Annotated in this window: 14 protein-coding genes; 9 read left to right on the top strand and 5 right to left on the bottom strand. The window is 59.8% G+C overall.

The features are described 5' to 3' along the window. Positions 1-6: 6 nt before the first annotated feature. Positions 7-501, bottom strand: coding sequence for an N-acetyltransferase family protein (locus ACLI1T_RS03910; RefSeq protein ID WP_411703074.1), 495 nt, complete (start codon positions 499-501; stop codon positions 7-9). A 25-nt stretch (positions 502-526) separates the two neighbouring features. On the opposite strand from ACLI1T_RS03910, the gene ACLI1T_RS03915 reads away from it, so the two are divergent. From ACLI1T_RS03915 to ACLI1T_RS03930, 4 genes are all read left to right on the top strand, one after another. Then, positions 527-1,366: a TatD family hydrolase gene (locus ACLI1T_RS03915; RefSeq protein WP_411703075.1), complete on the top strand. Its 840-nt coding sequence runs from the start codon at positions 527-529 to the stop codon at positions 1,364-1,366. 269 nt (positions 1,367-1,635) lie between these two features. Continuing rightward, positions 1,636-2,811 (top strand): transglycosylase family protein, encoded by a 1,176-nt coding sequence (locus ACLI1T_RS03920; RefSeq protein WP_411703076.1) that lies wholly within the window; start codon positions 1,636-1,638, stop codon positions 2,809-2,811. Positions 2,812-2,912: 101 nt separating this feature from the next. Further along, on the top strand, positions 2,913-3,776 hold the full coding sequence (gene rsmA, locus ACLI1T_RS03925) for a 16S rRNA (adenine(1518)-N(6)/adenine(1519)-N(6))-dimethyltransferase RsmA (RefSeq protein WP_411703077.1): 864 nt from the start codon (positions 2,913-2,915) through the stop codon (positions 3,774-3,776). After that, positions 3,773-4,753: a 4-(cytidine 5'-diphospho)-2-C-methyl-D-erythritol kinase gene (locus ACLI1T_RS03930; protein ID WP_411703078.1), complete on the top strand. Its 981-nt coding sequence runs from the start codon at positions 3,773-3,775 to the stop codon at positions 4,751-4,753. The genes rsmA and ACLI1T_RS03930 overlap by 4 nt, the downstream gene beginning before the upstream one ends. Before the next feature lie 59 nt (positions 4,754-4,812). On the opposite strand, the gene ACLI1T_RS03935 is transcribed toward ACLI1T_RS03930, so the two are convergent. Continuing rightward, positions 4,813-6,138 (bottom strand): hypothetical protein, encoded by a 1,326-nt coding sequence (locus tag ACLI1T_RS03935; protein WP_411703079.1) that lies wholly within the window; start codon positions 6,136-6,138, stop codon positions 4,813-4,815. Between the two features lie 91 nt (positions 6,139-6,229). Between ACLI1T_RS03935 and ACLI1T_RS03940 the strand changes: the two genes are divergently transcribed. From ACLI1T_RS03940 to ACLI1T_RS03955, 4 genes are all read left to right on the top strand, one after another. Beyond that, entirely contained in the window at positions 6,230-8,038 is a 1,809-nt protein-coding gene (locus ACLI1T_RS03940; protein ID WP_411703080.1) for an ABC-F family ATP-binding cassette domain-containing protein, read from the top strand. After that, positions 8,005-9,738, top strand: coding sequence for an alpha/beta hydrolase (locus ACLI1T_RS03945; protein WP_349887221.1), 1,734 nt, complete (start codon positions 8,005-8,007; stop codon positions 9,736-9,738). Before ACLI1T_RS03940 ends, ACLI1T_RS03945 begins: the two co-directional genes overlap by 34 nt. Before the next feature lie 138 nt (positions 9,739-9,876). Next, positions 9,877-10,455, top strand: a complete 579-nt coding sequence (locus ACLI1T_RS03950) for a hypothetical protein (RefSeq protein ID WP_411703081.1) — start codon at positions 9,877-9,879, stop codon at positions 10,453-10,455. A 100-nt stretch (positions 10,456-10,555) separates the two neighbouring features. Beyond that, positions 10,556-10,879, top strand: coding sequence for a putative quinol monooxygenase (locus ACLI1T_RS03955; RefSeq protein ID WP_005279956.1), 324 nt, complete (start codon positions 10,556-10,558; stop codon positions 10,877-10,879). Between the two features lie 226 nt (positions 10,880-11,105). Here the strand turns inward: ACLI1T_RS03955 and ACLI1T_RS03960 are convergent, their stop codons facing one another. Together ACLI1T_RS03960 and ACLI1T_RS03965 are read right to left on the bottom strand one after the other, a co-directional pair. Further along, entirely contained in the window at positions 11,106-14,159 is a 3,054-nt protein-coding gene (locus tag ACLI1T_RS03960) for an acyltransferase family protein (RefSeq protein WP_411703082.1), read from the bottom strand. 138 nt (positions 14,160-14,297) lie between these two features. After that, complete coding sequence (locus ACLI1T_RS03965; RefSeq protein ID WP_349852458.1) at positions 14,298-15,095, bottom strand: HAD family hydrolase; 798 nt, start codon at positions 15,093-15,095, stop codon at positions 14,298-14,300. 68 nt (positions 15,096-15,163) lie between these two features. Here ACLI1T_RS03965 and ACLI1T_RS03970 point away from each other — a divergent pair, with 68 nt between their 5' ends. Continuing rightward, a complete protein-coding gene (locus ACLI1T_RS03970) occupies positions 15,164-16,198 on the top strand; it encodes a 3-hydroxyisobutyryl-CoA hydrolase (RefSeq protein WP_411703083.1) in 1,035 nt (344 codons plus the stop codon). Here the strand turns inward: ACLI1T_RS03970 and ACLI1T_RS03975 are convergent. Continuing rightward, the gene (locus ACLI1T_RS03975; RefSeq protein ID WP_411703084.1) at positions 16,188-17,369 is read right to left on the bottom strand and encodes a DUF6882 domain-containing protein; all 1,182 of its coding nucleotides are present in this window, start codon (positions 17,367-17,369) and stop codon (positions 16,188-16,190) included. The two genes, ACLI1T_RS03970 and ACLI1T_RS03975, sit on opposite strands and share 11 nt — an antisense overlap.

Raw genomic sequence — 17,369 nt, forward strand, 5'->3', positions numbered from 1 at the left:
AGTCCTTTACACCAGAAGTTCTAAGTGGGTGAGGCTAAGCCAGTGATCGAATTTGTAGGTTACCTCTTTGAGAGTTCCCACGTTTTCAAACCCGAACTTTTCATGCAACTTTAATGATGCCGTATTAGTAGACACGATCAAGGCGAGCAGCGAATGCACCTTGTCATCCGCCCGGGCGCGGTCTACCAGCTCGCGCATAAGGGCGGTGCCCACGCCTTGGCCCTGGGCATTGGGGGAAAGGTAAATCGTGGTTTCATAGCAGCCCTGCCAGATGCAGGGATCGCGGTAGGGGTGATAGAGCGCCCAGCCCAAGTATTCGCCCTCGTCGGTTTCGGCAACGAGGAAGGGACAGTCCAGTTCCTGGATGTGGCGCAGGTGTTCTTCGCGTTCAGCCACGGTGACTGGGGTGGAATCAAAGATGACATCGGTGTGCTCGATGGCCCAGTTGAGGGTATCGGTTATGGCGGGGACATCGCTCAGGTCCGCTGGTCTGATCAACATAGCTGCCAATATTACAATTGCGGGTATGTCTAAAAAGAAGCCACGTCCTACTCCCATTCCGGCCCCAGGGCTCAGCGGGCTCAGTGATGCGCATACCCACCTTTTCTCGCATAAAGATACCGATGCGGTGCTGGTCAATCGCGCCCGCGCAGCCGGGGTATCCCGCCTGGTAACGGTAGGCGATGACCGCCGCGAATCCGAAGCGGCTCTTGCCACCGCGCGCGCATTTCCCAATGTCTACGCCGCCTGCGCCATCCACCCGGTGCGGGCGAATGAGCTAGACGCGCCCACCAAAGCCGCGTTGGAGGAGATGGTGGCGGATCCGCGGTGCGTGGCGGTGGGAGAGACCGGCATGGACGCCTATTGGGTCCACCACGAACCGGAGACCACCGCGAGCTTGGTCCAGCAGGAAGAATCCCTACGCTGGCATATCGATCTGGCGGTGCGCACCGGCAAGACGCTCATGATCCATAACCGCGAGGCGGATCAAGACTTGCTGCGCATTCTTGCCGATGCCCCCACGCCTGAGACCGTCATGCTCCACTGCTTCTCTTCGCCGCTGCGGGTGGCAGAAGAAGCATTAGAGCGCGGCTACGTTTTGTCCTTTGCTGGCAATGTCACCTTCAAGCGGAATGCGGAACTGCGCCAGGCAGCCGCGCTGGCCCCGGCCGGGCAGTTGCTTGTAGAAACCGATGCGCCGTTTATGACTCCAGAGCCGTTCCGCGGGCAGCGCAATGAGCCGTCCCTCATCGGGCACACCTATGACTGCATTGCACGGGCCCGCCACCAAACCACTCAGGCATTGGCGGCGGAGGTCAATGAGACTTTTGACCGTGTGTATGGAATTAGCATGACAGGAAAGTGAGGATTGTCATAAAATTAAATCCGCTGGTCGCTGGTGGTATGGGTGCTGGATGTGACAACTGTTTTCGCCCGTTATAACTGTGGCGCACCGCTTCTCGACTTTCCCTACTCGTTATCGTATTGTTATTGATTGTTCGTTGAGGCTTTACGCCTCTACCTTCCCGCCGCGCCGGTTCACAGTGGAGCAGCGCGGCATCGCCGCTGGTTTTCCCTAGCCAGCGGCAACAATTGTGATACTGGATAGACAGCACTACCGGAGATTAACTACACATGGCACCTCACCACATTAAGCGCATTAATAATTCACGTTCCCTGCCGCTGCGCCTGGCAACGGGTGGCGTATTGAGCACCCTCGCTGTAGGCGGTGTCGTGGCGATTGCTGCGCAGAAAGACCTGGTCGTAGACGTCAACGGCGACAAGGTAGAGCTGGCCACCTTTGCCAAAGACGTGGACGGCGCCCTCCAGGCGGCCGGCGTCCAGGTGGGCGAAGAGGACATCGTCTCGCCCGCACCATCTGAGTCCGTGGCCGATGGCGATGAGATCTCCGTGCGCACCGCCAAGCCGGTCGCCGTATCCATCGATGGTGAACAGCAGCAGCTTTCTACTACCGATCTCACCGTGTCTGATCTGCTCAATAACCTGCAGGGCGTAAACCCGGGAGCTGCCGTGAAGTCTGGCGAGGATGACGTGGATAAAGATACCCAGCTGAAAGATGGCATGGATCTAGAGGTCGTTTCCCCCAAAATCATCAAGATCAACGATGGGGGCAAGAACACCTACACCAAGATTGCCGCCAAGACCGTGGGCGATGTGCTCAAGGAGCGCGGTATCAAGCTCGATGAGGATGACCGCGTCTTCCCAGCCAAGGAAGAAAAGGTCACCGAGGGCATGTCTATCAAGGTTGAGCGGATAGACATTCAGACCGAGGATGTCACCGAGGAATTCGACGCCGAGCCGCATTTCGTGGATGACCCTGAGCTGGAAGCTGGCGCCGAAGAGGTGCGCGAGCAGGGTGAAAAGGGCAAGCGCGAGATCACCCGCAAGGTAACCCTGAAGAATGGCAAGAAGGAATCCGAAGAGGTCATCAAGGACGAGGTCGTTGTAGGGCCAAAGCCTGCGACCATCGCCCGCGGCACCAAGCAGGCGGAGCCGGAGCCGCAAGGCGGTAACTCGGGTGCGTCAGCCCCCGCCGTGGCCGATGGCTCCGTATGGGATTCCATCGCGCAGTGCGAGTCCACCGGTAACTGGTCCATCAATACCGGAAATGGTTTCTCCGGCGGCCTGCAATTCACGCCTTCCACGTGGGCTGGCTTTGGGGGCACCGAATACGCGCCCGAGGCATGGCAGGCCACCCGCGAGCAGCAGATCGCCGTGGCACAGAAGGTACAGGCTTCCCAGGGCTGGGGCGCATGGCCTGCATGTACCTCTAAGTTGGGCCTGCGCTAAAAACATAAAAAGCACCCGCAGCACCGCGCATTTTGCACCGCACCCCGCGTCACCACGGCGCGGGGTGCGACTTTCTGCATTCTTCAACTAGGTTAGAGAGCATGACTGATTCCCCGGGCGCCGCGCTTTTAGGCCCAGTAGAAATCCGAGCTTTAGCAGAGAAACTGGATATCACGCCCACCAAGAAATTGGGGCAGAATTTCCTCCACGATCCCAATACCATTCGCCGCATCATCGCGGCCTCGGACCTGGATCCCGCAGACCGCGTCGTGGAGATCGGCCCCGGGTTGGGGTCGCTGACCTTAGGGCTGGTGGAATCCGTTGAGGATCTCACCGCGGTGGAAATCGATCCGCGCCTGGCGGCGCAGCTGCCGGCAACGGTGAGTGAGCGCGCGGCGGACTACGCTAAGCGCCTGCGCGTGGTGGAAAAGGACGCGCTGCGCGTGACCAGCGAAGATGTCGCGGCACCTACGGCGCTGGTGGCCAACCTGCCCTATAACGTGGCAGTGCCGGTGCTCTTGCACTTTTTGGAGACCTTTCCCTCCATCCGCCGCGTGCTCGTCATGGTGCAGCTGGAGGTGGCGCAGCGCCTCGCTGCGGAGCCCGGCAGTAAAATTTACGGCGTGCCTTCCGTGAAGGCCGGATTTTATGGCACGGTGAGCCAGGCTGGGACCATAGGCAAGAATGTCTTTTGGCCCGCGCCCAATATCGCCTCCGGTTTGGTGCGCCTCGATGTCTTCGATACCCCGCCTTGGCCGGTTGACGATGCCGCGCGCGCTGCGGTCTGGCCGCTTGTCGATGCCGCCTTTGCCCAACGCCGCAAAACCCTCCGCGCCGCGCTATCGGGCCACTACGGCTCCGGCGCGGCCGCCGAAGAGGCACTGCGCGAGGCCGGAATCGACCCGAAGCAGCGCGGGGAGAAGCTCGCTGTTGCAGACTTTGTACGATTGGCAGGACTACAGTGAGCGCACCACACGGAAGCGAGCCGATAACCTATACCGCGCATGCGCACGCCAAGGTCAACCTGCACCTTGGCGTGGCGGAGCCGCGGGAGGATGGCTTTCACGAGCTGGTCACGGTCTTTCAGTCCCTGAGCCTGCACGATACGGTAACGCTGACTGACTTAGGCAACGCCGAAGTGGATAAGCCCCGCGTGCAGTACCTCAAGGTATCCGGTCCGCACGCGGCGAGCGTGCCCGAGGATGACACGAACCTGGCTTGGACCGCGGTGGACCGCATCATGCAGCATCTGTATGTCACCCGCGGTGGCATCAAGATTCCGGAGGTGGGCCTTGAGATTAACAAGGCAATTCCCACCGCCGGCGGCATGGCGGGCGGCTCTGCGGATGCCGCGGCGGCGCTGCGGCTTGCCGAGCGCTGCTACGGCCGTTATTACGGGATTGATTCGGTAGGAGATCACATTCTGGATGCCTTGGGCGCCGCCCTTGGCTCCGACGTACCGTTTACCCTGCTGGGCGGCACGGCGCTTGGTACCGGGCGCGGGGAGCAGCTGACCTCCATGATGACCAGGGGCACCTATCACTGGGCGCTGATCGCTTCTGACCGTGGGCTGTCGACGCCAAGCGTGTTCCGCAAGCTCGATGAATTGCGCGATGCGGGGCGGGTCACCGCGCCAGCGCTTGATACGACGGAGATTTCCCAAGCGCTAATTTCCGGCGATGCCCAGCGCGTGGCGGCGCACCTGCACAATGATCTGCAACCCGCCGCGCTATCCCTGCGCCCAGATCTCCGTAAGACCTTGGAGGCGGGCATGGACGCGGGCGCGCTCAACGGCATCGTCTCCGGCAGCGGTCCCACCTGCGCGTTCTTATGCGCTACCCGCAAAGACGCGGAGGAAGTTGCAGCACAGGTAAGCATAGAAATACCGGGCACCAAGGGCGTTGTTGCCCAGGGCCCGGCTGCGGGTGCAGAAGTGCTCTAGCTTGGGGCGATGGGGAGGGGGGGGGCATCGCCAAGCACGAGCACTAGAGCGCTGGAGACTTAGAGCACGGCCATTTCGGTGGGCTCGAAGTCCAGCTCGTAGCGGTCGGTTTCCTTACCGCGCAGGAGGTCGATGACGACGAGTTCCTTCTTCTGCACATCCGTGATGTAGGCATAGCCATTCGCGGCCTTCAGGATTGGGCCAGGCTGCTGCCATTCCTCGTTTTCCTTCCACTTGGAAATCGCGTCGATCTTCTTGGTGATTTCCCCGGAGTCTGGGTCGATGACATTGAGCTTGCCGTCGGTGGTCAGCACCAGAGCCTCGCCCATAGGTCCGCGCGCCAGGGAGCGGAACCAGTAGGAACCGTCCAAGTCCACCTCCTTGGCGGAGTAGTCCTCGGTATTGATCAGGGACACCGAGGTGGGGCGCTCAAAATCTGCGTCCTTTTCAGTCTTATTATCGGCCAAGATGACATTGGATTCCTCGGATCCCGCGGAGTTTCCGGAGCGCTGGTAGCCATCGGCACCGGCATAGTCGGAAACGTCCACCTTGTGGAACTTGGAGCCGTCAAAGACTACGGGGCCGTCTTCACAACCGAAGAAGAGCTTGCCATTTCCAGCGGCGGCTTCGCCGTGGACGCCGGGGCACTCGGTGGTCTCATCCAAGACCTTGCCGTCCTTATCCAAGTGCTGGATGGTGTGGCGCTCGTCCTCGGTGCCCTTGGTGATGACCACGGAGCCATCCTCCAGCGGGACGGCCACGCCGTGGTGCCCCTCGCCCGTCTTGACGGTGTTAACGGGCTTGGCATCCTTGGATCCGATGTCCTCGGTCTTATAAATCTTGGCTACGCCATCCCCATCAGAAAATAGGGCGGTAAAACCATCGTGGTGGACCACGTGGCCAGCGTGGGGCGCCTTAATCTTGTCATCGCCTAGCTCTGGATCTGCGGTGTAGTAGTGATTGTGGTCGCCGTGAGCCTTGGTGATGCGGCCGGTGTCGTAGGTGAGGAAGTTATCGCCCTTGGTCACCATGACGTGGCGGTCATCGCCGGCGTCATTGAGGCGGAGGAAGGCATTCATCTTCTCTTTATCGAGGACGTCTCCGGATTTGGCATCGTAGGTGGTCAGGCCATCGGCGTGGGAGAAGACGATGCGCGTGGGAAGCTGGGCTACCTCGGTCTGTCCTTCTTCGGCTTCCATGCCGTCGTGGGAGTGGCCCTCGTGATCATGATCGTGGTCATGTTCGTGTTCGTGTTCGTGGCTTTCCGCGGTGGTGGCTTCGTTGGTGTTTTGGGCGTCGCTGTCTTCTTCCGGCGCCGAGCAGGAAGCGATGGTGAGCGCTGAGGCAGAGAGGATAGTGCAGAGGGTAAGTGTGTGCTTCTTCATACACACGCAGAGTATTGCAAGTGAAATTCGGTAGCAACATGTTTGGGAATGCGGGGGTGGAGGTAGGGAGGTATTAAGATGAGTCCCTGTTATGGCAAACCTGATTAACCTCGAGCAAGTCACCAAGTCCTATGGCTTAAAAACTCTCCTTGATGGGGTATCCCTCGGCGTACAAACCGGGGACCGCATCGGCATCGTGGGCGTCAACGGCGGCGGCAAGACCACCCTGCTGGAGGTGCTCACCGGCATCGAGCCGCCAGATTCCGGCCGCGTTTCCCACACCTCGGATCTGCGCATGGCCGTGGTGACGCAGCGCTTTGATCTGCCCGAAGAGCTCACCATCGCTCAGGCGATCATTGAACCCCTCGAGCTCGAGACCTACGAATGGGCCTCCAATGCCAAGGTGCGCGATGTGCTCGGTGGACTCGGCATCGTGGACCTAGGGCTGGATACTCCCGTGAGCTCCCTGTCCGGTGGCGAGCGCCGCCGCGTGAACCTCGCGGCCGCGTTGGTGCAGGATTTAGACCTGGTGGTGCTCGATGAGCCCACGAACCACCTTGACGTGGAAGGTGTGCAGTGGCTGGCGGATCACCTGCTCAAGCGCAACCTTGCCGTCATCGTGGTCACCCACGATCGCTGGTTCCTCGATACCATTGCCACGTGGACGTGGGAGGTCCACGACGGCACGGTCGATGCATATGAGGGCGGATACAACGACTGGACGTTCGCCCGCGCCGAGCGCGCCCGCCAGGCCGATGCGATGGAGCAACGCCGCAAAAACTTAGCCCGCAAGGAATTGGCGTGGTTGCGCCGCGGGGCACCGGCGCGTACCTCGAAACCGCGCTACCGGATTGAGGCTGCGGAAGCGCTGATTTCTGATGTCCCCGAGCCGCGCAACAAGGTCGAGCTCATGTCCTTTTCCAAGCAGCGTCAGGGCCGCGTGGTCATCGAGCTAGAAGATGCCACCGTGAAGTCCCCGGATGGCCGCACCTTGGTCGATCACCTCACTTGGCGCCTGGCCCCAGGCGAGCGCATCGGCCTCGTGGGTGTTAATGGCTCCGGAAAGACCACGCTGCTGCGCACACTGGCTGGCGGATACGAGCTCGCAGCCGGAAAGCGCATCGAGGGCCAAACCGTGCGCTTAGGTTGGCTGCGCCAGGAACTCGATGACTTGGATCCGCAGCGGCGGCTTCTCGATGCCGTCGAGGATGTTGCCACCTACGTGCAGCTAGGCAAAAAGGAGCTCAGCGCCTCTCAGCTGGCCGAGCGCCTCGGCTTTTCCGCCAAGCGCCAGCGCACCCCGGTCGGGGATCTTTCCGGTGGCGAGCGCCGCCGCCTCCAGCTCACCCGCGTGCTCATGGCAGAACCCAATGTTTTACTCCTCGATGAGCCCACCAACGACCTGGATATCGATACGCTCCAGGAACTGGAATCCCTACTCGATTCGTGGCCGGGTACCCTGGTGGTCATTTCGCACGATCGCTACCTGATCGAGCGCATTGCGGATAATACGTATGCGCTCTTTGGGGATGGCAACCTGACGAACCTTCCCGGTGGCATCGACGAGTACCTGCGCAAGCGCGAAGAAATCGAGGCCGGCAAGAACACAGGGGTTATAAACCTGGGAGAAAAGAAGACGGGCGCGCCGGCGCCGAAGCCGGAAAAGAAGCTTTCTTCCCAGCAAGAGCGCGAAATCACCAAGAAGATGAACGCGCTTGAGCGGAAGATGCAGAAGCTGGAAAAATCCGCCGCGCAGATCAATGAGAAATTGGCCGCGGCGGCAGAAAAAGTCGATACCGAAGCGATGACTCGCCTCGATACGGAATTAAAGGACAATCGCAGCGCCTATGAGGATTTGGAGATGGAATGGCTGGAGTTAGGGGAGAAGCTCGAGCAGTAGAAGCTCGCATCGCCGATATTGTCCGCCACCTCGATCCGTGGGGCATTATCGGCGCCGCCATTTTGTCTACGCTGGGCCTTACTCCGTCCATTTTGCCCCGCGATTGGCCCTATCAAGGCCTGATTTCGGGCCTTGCCGCCGGGTTCGGCTATGTGGTGGGCATCGGCGTGAAGCTGGTGTGGTACCGCTTCGTCGTGAGCAAATGGGCGGATAAGTATCCCTGGCTTGCCGCCTCCGCATGGGAGCCAAAACACTACCGGCTGCTCGCGCGCATCGCCACAGGTGCGTTCATAGCTTGGCTGGTCGGTTTCGTCATTATCGCCGTGCGCTGGCAGCACGAGCTCGCGAGCGTATATTCCGTGCCCGCGCCGTCTATGTCCAGCTACCTGCTGGTAGTGCCCCTGGCGCTGGCGGTATTTACCGTCTTCCTGCTCATCCTGCGCTCCATTATCTTTCTGGTGCGCTGGTTAGCGCGGCGCTTCCCGCAGCGGTTCCGCTCCACATACCGCCGCCTCGGGGCAGTACTCATCGTTGCGGTCATCGCTATCTACACCGTTGAAAACATCATTCCCGGTGCCATCGTGGGCTTGGGCGATAGGGTATTTACCGCCCAGAACGCCGACCCCGATCCGGACACTCAGCGCCCCACCCTGAGTGAGCGCTCCGGATCGCCTACTTCCGATGTCGATTGGCACGGCGTCGGCCTGCAAGGCTCCCGGTTCCTAAGCTCCGGCGCGCATAAGGCCGAGCTAGAACAGGTGACCGGGAAACCCGCCAAGGAACCCATCCGCGCCTACGCCGGCCTGGGTAACCGCGACTCCAATGAGGGGCGGGCGCAGCTGCTTATCGATGAACTCGAGCGCACCCACGCCCAAGACCGCAAGGCCCTCCTGTTGACCATGACTACCGGCACCGGCTGGGTATCGTCCTATTCCGCGCAAGCCTTCGAACTACTCTATGGTGGGGATACCGCCATTGCCGCGGCGCAGTATTCCGCCATGCCGTCTGTATTCCACTTCCTTGGCGGCGGCGGCCAAGTAGAGCGCGCCGGGGAAGAGTTCATCAACCCCATCGTGGACTGGTGGAATTCACTGCCAGAAGATGACCGGCCCAAGCTCTACCTCTACGGCGAGTCCTTAGGCACAACCGGCATCGAGGCCGCCTTTTCCGGGGTGCGCGATATTGCCAATTCCGTCGATGGCATCTTATTGACTGGCCCGCCGCACTTTAACCAGTTGCGCTCGCAGTTTGTGGAGCGCCGTGATCCCGGGTCCACAGAAATCTCGCCGGTCTACGCCGGCGGCCTCGTGGTTCGCTTTGCCAACGACGTGGACCAGGTTCGCCGCTGGGGACGCGTTCCGGAAGAGGAGTGGGGCAGGACCCGCATGCTGTATATTCAGCATCCTTCCGATCCGGTGAGCTGGTGGTCGCCCGAATTGGCCTTCAAAGAGCCGGATTGGATGAAAGAAGATACCCCCTATTCCCGTGAACGCGTGATGCAGTGGATGCCTATTATTACCTACCTGCAAGTTGCCGCGGATCTACCCGGAGCCAAGGATGTTCCCGATGGTGTGGGCCATAATTACGGGAACTCTGTCCTCGATGGCTTTGCGGCCATCGCCGGGCCCGATGTTGCCCGCTCCATTGATTCGGAGGAGCTGCAGCGGCAATTCGATGAACTCGATGTAGGTATTTATTAGGCCTCCTGGAGGCTTCTTCACTACCGCGAGGTAGCCGAGAACTCACAGAGCGCCGTTTCTATAACAAAGCCATATCGAAGTGCGGTGGAACCGGCGATATGCTTTCGCCCTCTGAAAAGTTATGACAGGCTGAAAATTATGAAGCCGATTCGAAGCGCCACCGCAGCAGTCCTGACCACCGTACTCGCCCTGTCCGGCACCACGGCAGTGGCTTCTGCGGAGCTTAACGCGGTCCCGCAGGTTCAGCAGGTGTCTACCTTTGCTGAAAAATACAACGTTACTTTGCCGAGCGTTCTAAAGGCCGCACCCGAAGCTGAACCAGAAGTAGCAGTGGAAGAAGCGCCTACGGCTGAAGCCGCACCGGAGCCTGAGGCCTTCGAAGCCCCGCAGGTTGCCGCTGACTTGCAGGTAGCCACCGCTGATCACCTAGCCCAGGCTGGCCACCACCCGGATGAGACCGCAAGCGCTATCGCGCAGGAATGGGCAAACCAGGGTGCAAACGGTGAGCTAAAGTACTACGGCGATGTGGCAAGCGGCGTGACCCACACTGAAGAAGGGCAGGGCAATGTTTACCGTCTGTCCGAAGAGCAAGCCCAGGAGCGCCTCAACTGGTTTAACCGGGGCCTCGAGGTAACCCCCGGACCTGAGTACGGTTATGGCGTCGCCACCGCCTTTGACGGCGAGTTCATCTACATCGCGGAGTACTTCCTCAACTAGTTCTTAGCTTCCGCGGAACCTGCCCCCGATTCTTCCGAGGTCCGCGTGCATGGCAGAGCAGCCATGACGTAGTGGACACATCATTGGTAGAATCGGGGGCATGATTTTGATTAACGTACAGTTCCACGTAAAGCCTGAATACGCCGATACCTTCCTTGATGAGATCAACTGGTACACCGAGGCTTGCAACGCCGAGCCTGGATGCATCGACTTCAAGTGGTACCGCGATCCGGAAGACTCTCAGCGCTTCCTGCTGCTCGAGTCCTACGCAGATGGCAAGGACGTAGAGCACGTTCAGGGCGAGCACTTCAAGCGCGCCTGCGACGAATTTCCTAAGTACCTCGTAGAGACCCCAGACATCATCAACGTCCACATCGATGGACGCACCGGGTGGGACAAGATGGGCGAGTTCGCCGTCGATTAATTACGCTGCCTTATACTAAAGACCGCACTCATGTGAACCATGGGTGCGGTCTTCATTTATGCGTTCACCTACGAGTCGGAGCTTATAACCCCGCCCTTCGCGGTCACGGGCGGGGAACCCGCCCGGTGAGATCGAACCACCCCGCGAGCGCGAAGGGGCGGGCGAGGGTGGGGCCAAGGTAGGAAGCCGGCGCACATGCGCTAACTGCCTACCGCCGCGCTCTCCGTTAAGCCTGGCATTGTGAGGACACGCTCTTGTCGTATTTGGAATATTGCTTCAGAGCGTCGTAGAAGGCGTCGGAATAGCCGGTGGCGCCTTCGGGAAGCGGGTGGACGCCATCGGAGTAGAGCATGTCCGGATTATTTTCGGCGTAGCCACACCAGTCAGCGATATAGGCATTGTCGTATTCCTTGGCGGCGTCGATGACGTCCTGCTGGGACTGCGCCATCCACTCGCGGTCACCGTAGGGAACCACCATTACCACGGTATGGTCTTTGCCGATGATGTCCATGGCCTGGCTGATTTGATTTGGCTGGGCGGCGCCGTTGGTACCGAATCCCAAGAATACGGTATCGCGCAACGTACCGGCATCCTTCATTTGCTGAAGGATTTGGATACCCACCGTGTAGTGGCGGGATTCCTGGGCGTCGATATAAATGCCAGGGAACCGTTGGCTGAGGGCATCACTAGCCGCCAGCATCACCGAATCACCGATCGCGGTAATGTCCGTTCCCTTCGGGATGGGGCGGGTCTTGGCGTCGTCCTTTTCCTTCGCCCCGTCTTTATCGTCTTCAGTCGATGCTGTCGATGGCGCGGATGCCTCCGGTGGAGGTGGGTTATTGCTTTCGTTTTGCTGCTGGAGCTGGTCGAGCTGCTGCTCCAACTCGGTCTTGTCGCTGGAATTGACCACGCCGTAGACAACACCAACCAGAGAGGCGACAACCAAGAATGGAACCACTGGCCACATGGCCTTGCCAAAACCATCCTTGAGTTCGCTGAAGCTTGGGCGCGAGGCCCAGTAGTTCTTCCACGTCTTCTTGTACCCGCCGCGGCGGAAAGGGTTCTCGATGAATTGATAAGAGATCTCTGAGAGGATCAGGGAGATGGGGATGGCGATCAAGCCTAGAATCCAGGAGTCCTCAGAGTTCTGATTGCCGTGGAATAGCGCCTGCAAAATCATGATGACCGGCCAGTGCCAGAGGTACAGCGAGAAGGAACGCTGACCGAACCATCGCATGACTTTGGTTCTAAATAGCGGCGTCATCGGGCCGTACTCGTGAATGACACCCCACACCATGAGGGCACCAAGGATGCTGGTGAGGAAGAGTCCGCCGCGGTAGGTAAATTCGGCATCGTCAGGCATGAGGAATAGTTGCGCAACGTAGCCGATAAGTGCCAAGAAGCCAATGATGCCGGCGGCGCGGGTTTCTACCTTGCCGGTGGTGGCCCAGGAATCCGCGTTGGGATCGGACTTCGTAGAAGTCATTAACAAGGAGAGGACTGCACCGGTCAACAAGCCGAATGCGTGGGTATCCGTGCCGTAGTAGACGCGGGTGGGATCTTCGCCTGGGGTGAAGATAAACCACATGGCCGCGAAGGAGGCAAGCCCCAGCACGCTGGCGACCACGACTGGAAGGCGGCGCGGCTGGCGCGATGAGATGCGGAAAATACCCAGCATGAGCAGCGGCCAAATGAGGTAGAACTGCTCTTCTACGGCGAGTGACCAGTAGTGGGCGAATACCTGGATCTCGTTATCAGCAAAATAGGATTGCGAGGTGGCAATCTGTGTCCAGTTATTGACAAAGAACAGAGTGCCGAAGAATTGCTGACGCAGGCCGACGGCCAAATCTCCGCCAATCCACGCAACGATTGCCGTACAGAAAACGAGCACGGCGACGGCGGCCGGCAGGATGCGCCTAAAGCGTCGGACCCAAAAGTCCTTCAGGCTAATCGTCCCGGATGTGCGGTATTCGCGCACGAGGAGCGATGTAATAAGGAAGCCGGAGAGGACGAAGAACATGTCCACGCCCAAGTAGCCGCCGGGTAGGGCGTCACCGAAAAAGTGGTATAAGACCACAGCGACAACGGCTAGGCCGCGCAGGCCATCAAGGCCCTTGACTTGGCGTAGCCGCGCGTGCCGCTTCTTGCGCACGTTTTTATCCTCTGGCGGTATTGCTAGTACTTCAGAGTCGTTTTGTTGATTCTGCAAGGCATATTTCGATTTATTGGCGCCCTGCTTGCCCTGCGAAGATGACTTCTCTGCAGAGTGATCGGTTGCAGGCTGTTGTTCTCGCGCGTTCTCTTCGGCAGGAATGCGCTGAGGCTGAGCGGCCCTCGTGGGTGCGGTCTTTTCTCCACCCGGGTTCCTAGTCTTTTGTTCTTGCGCAGAGGCAGGCTCCTGGACAGAGGCGGGCCCTTGGGCAGCGGCAGATTCTTGTGCGGTTTGGCGCTGCTCTGGTCGCTGCCGACTAGATGCGCGCTGTTCAGGCTTGTGCTGTTTGGGCTTAGCTTGCTCAGGCGTGTGTTGCTTGGGCTTTTGGGCGGGCCAAGACTGCTGGGTGGGAAATTCAGGGGTTCCCTGTGCGGCGTTCGCCGAATCATCGGCAGGCTTTGCAGGGCCAGAAGGCTTAGCCGTACCCGAAGGCCGAGCGGCGTCGGAAGACCGAGTAGCACCGGAAGACTGGGATGCGCTAGCGGAGTTTTTAGGGCGGGAAGTACTAGGACTGCTGGACGTACCGGCGGGGCTCGCTGGGAAGTCCTTCGTCTCGGCCGCGGGTTGCTGCGGTTTCTTAGATCCTTTGGCCGTGGCTGGCTTTATCGGTTGGCGCTTTTTCGCTTCGGCTTTTTTCTGCGCGGAACCGTTCTGTTTGTTTTGGGTAGTGCCCTTAGTCGGAGCGGATTTGGCAGCCTTCGCATTTTGAGCGCGGGTAGCCTGCTTTTGTTGCGGCGTGGGCGTACCTATCTGGCGCGACTGGCGCGCGAGACCACGGTCGATGTCCGTAGGCTTTGTTTGTGCAGCTTTCTTACTGTCCTGTTTGCCTTTGGACTGTGGTGTTGACTTGCTGTTTTGCCCACTCGAGCGGGGAGCCTGTTGTTGCTTCCGCGCGCCATTATCAGTGTGGCTTTCCGCATTCGGTTCGGCCGGTGCGCTGGAATTAGGTGTGGAAGCCTCAGTGGAGGAATCACCTGTAGGCCCATCTTTTTGCCGCGTCGGCGGCGGCGTGGCCTCATTACGCTCGGAATCTTTCTTCCCCAGCAGCGAGCGCAGAAAACGATTCACATGAACTCCCATTGCACTACGAAAATGTACTAATCGGCCAATTTTAGACCGCGAGCAGTGCCATTACTCAAAGTAGAGAGCACGGCGTGGCGCGGGAAATTGGCAAAATTTAACGGATAGATGGTGAAAGAAAAGAGTCTAATCCTGTTCGCTGGCAAAAAGCTGATTAAGCACTGTCAGCACCCCATACTCGGTATTGGGCGGCGCGATGGTATCTGCGATGGCCTTGAGTTTAGGGTGCGCATTGTCCATCGCAATGGCGGTTCCAGCGGCCTGGAGTAGTTCGAAATCGTTGAGGAAGTCTCCAAACGCCGCGGTGCGGGATTGGGGGATACCTAGCAGCGACGCCATGGTTTCTAGCGCCACGCCCTTATTGACCCCGGCCGCCATCACATCGAGCCACACCGCCCCAGATACCGCAATATTATGTTCGGGTACAGCCTCGCGCAGCGGATCGTGGAGGTGTTTCTCGCTACCATCGGCGCAGAAGGCCGCGATTTTGATAATTTCTTCATCGAGCGGATCGTGCAGGTCATCCACCCAGGTGATGGATTTATAGTATTTAGAGATCTCGGCGGAGGCTTGCTTGTCGATGCCCCTTTCCACAAACGCCGTAGCCGGCGTGCACAGCACCACGGTGTGGGGTTGGGCTACCGCGTCGAGCGCGGTTACCGCAGCGTGGACGGCCGATGACGGCAGGGGCGTGGTGCTCAGTAGCTCGTTATTGTGCACAACCACGGAGCCATTTTCTGCAATAAAGGTCTCTTCATGGGGAAACATCTCTTGCAGGGTGGCGAGCTGGCGCCCCGATGCCGGAACGAGGGTGACGTCAAGCTCGGTTGCACGCTCGCTGGTCGCCGCGAATCCTGGCGGCAAGTCGCCGTTTCCATCGAGTAGGGTGCCGTCCATGTCTAGGGCGATAAGCTGTGGAAGCAAGATTAAGACCTATCTGTGAAGTCGCAAACGGTAGCTAGGTACATGAGTTGTGTGTCACAATAGAGGATATGACTAATGATGCACCTATCGTGTCCTCAATCCGCAACCATACCGGAGTCATTGAGCTCAACCGCCCAAAGGCTCTCAACTCCCTGAGCCCAGAAATGATCGATCTCATCGCCGCTGCCTTGGATAAGTGGCGGGGTGATGACGAGGTAGAGCAGGTCCTTTTGACCTCTACCAACCCCAAGGCCTATTGCGCGGGCGGCGATGTCCGCCTGGCCCGCGATGGCATCGTCGACGGCAACTACGACGAGGTGGATGACTTCTTTGCCTCGGAATACACCCTCAACGGGGATATTGCGGAATACCCCAAGCCGGTCATCGCGCTGGTCGATGGCATCGCTATGGGCGGCGGGCTGGGTGTGTCCGCGCACGGCTCGCACTGCGTGGTCACGGATAAGACCTTCGCCTCCATGCCGGAGATGAATATCGGCTACGTCACGGATGTGGGCATGGCCTATGCCTCCCAAAATGCCGTGGGCACGCGCGGCAAGGCTTCGCCAGAGCTCGCGAAGTTCTGGGGCATTACCGGCTACCGCATGTACGCCGCAGACCTCGTATGGAGCGGGCTGGCCACGGACTACGTCAAAGACGGCGATGCCTTTGCCAACGACGTCATTGACAAAGGCATTGATGCCGCGCTGGAACAGCACTCCGTGCAGCCGGAAGACGAGGCCCCGCTTGCGGAGCTCATCGGGGGAATCGAGGCTAGCTTCCGCCACGATTCCTGGCAGGACATCACCGCGGCCGCAGAGGAATACCCGGAACTAAAGGAGCTGGTAGAAAAGCTCACCGTGCAGGCCTGCCCAACCTCCATCGTGGCCGCGCTGGAGCTCTACCGGGCAGAGGCGCAGTGCTCGAGCATTCGCGATGCCCTCGAGCTGGAAAAGAAACTCGGCGCTTATATGTATCGCCGCGATGACTTTTCCGATGGCGTGCGCGCGGTATTGGTGGATAAATCCAATGACGCGGCATTTAACCCCGCAAGCGTCGCGGAGGTGGATGTAGACGCTATCCGTGACGTATTAGTTAAAGGCTAATCCCGCGGAAAGAGGCGTAGGCCGATCGGGCCTGCGCCTCATTGATCTCTCGGGGTGGGGTAGCCGCCAGCGTGGCCTCCGTGGCCGCGGAGGTAGGTTGCGGTAAATGCAGGGCTTCGGAATCGAGGAGGACGAGGCCGACGCGGCCATCGGCAAGCGTGGTGCCCACCAGCGTCCACATGCCCAGGATGGGCAGGGCTAGCTGCGGTACCTGCCGGGCGCGCGCGTAGTCCAAGGGCAGCGCGGGCCTGATCAAGGCTGGGACTTGGTGATCGATGCCGAAGCGGTACAGGTTCGCGGCGGCCTGCGCGGCCGCGGTGTCCTTGACCGCGGGATCGGCCCACGCCCACAGGAATTGTTCCTCCGAAATGGTGGCGATGAGTACCGCCATGGCCTCGGATTTCCCGCCGGAATAGCGGATTTCCGCCGTAGCCTCGTCCGCATTGAGGTGCACCGTGGACTCGGGGAAATTGCCCTGGAAGTACATCTGGTGCTCCATACCGTAATAAAAGGCATCCTCGATGATGCGGGTATCCTTCATGCCCGGCTCGATGGCCGTGATTTGGGGAGCGCCCAACGCGCTAGAAAAATGCAGCGTCGTTCCTTCGGAGAAATGCTCGGCGGTCTCCGTAGCAGCATCCGCGGCAGATTCCGCGACCGTAATGCCCAAGTGGTGGGCGAGTTCGTGCACCGCGCGCCGTTCATCAGTATCTGGCGAGCTGCGGCGAAGCCCCGCGGCAATGCTGGTGGGAAAGTCAAGCCGCGGATGGAAATCCACGGCGATGATCGCCTCGTGATCGCCTTGCCGCGCCCGCAGCACCGGGGCATTGCCGGCCAAGAGGCGGGCGAGGGGGATAAACTTCGCCGGGTCATCCCCGCCCTGTGGCAGATCGGTTTCCGCCTGCATTGCCCACCGCCAGGTGGGCGAATCGGCGCGATCGATGACGGCGATGCGCGTGCCCCGGAAGTCTTTGACGCTGGAGGACGAGCTGCAGCGGATTTCTACGGGCTGATTGCGGGTGAGACGGCCCTCGGCATCCGTCGAGGGGGTGAGGAAATTAAATTCCACGTCGGTGGTATCGCCCAGGCGGGCCCGGAAGGCGGCATCAAGGCCCGCCTGAATAAAGCAGGCATCGCGGGTGGCCTGGGCAAGCGAATTCGAAGTATCCAT

The sequence above is a fragment of the Corynebacterium tuingiense genome, assembly GCF_046718165.1.
GTDB lineage: Bacteria > Actinomycetota > Actinomycetes > Mycobacteriales > Mycobacteriaceae > Corynebacterium.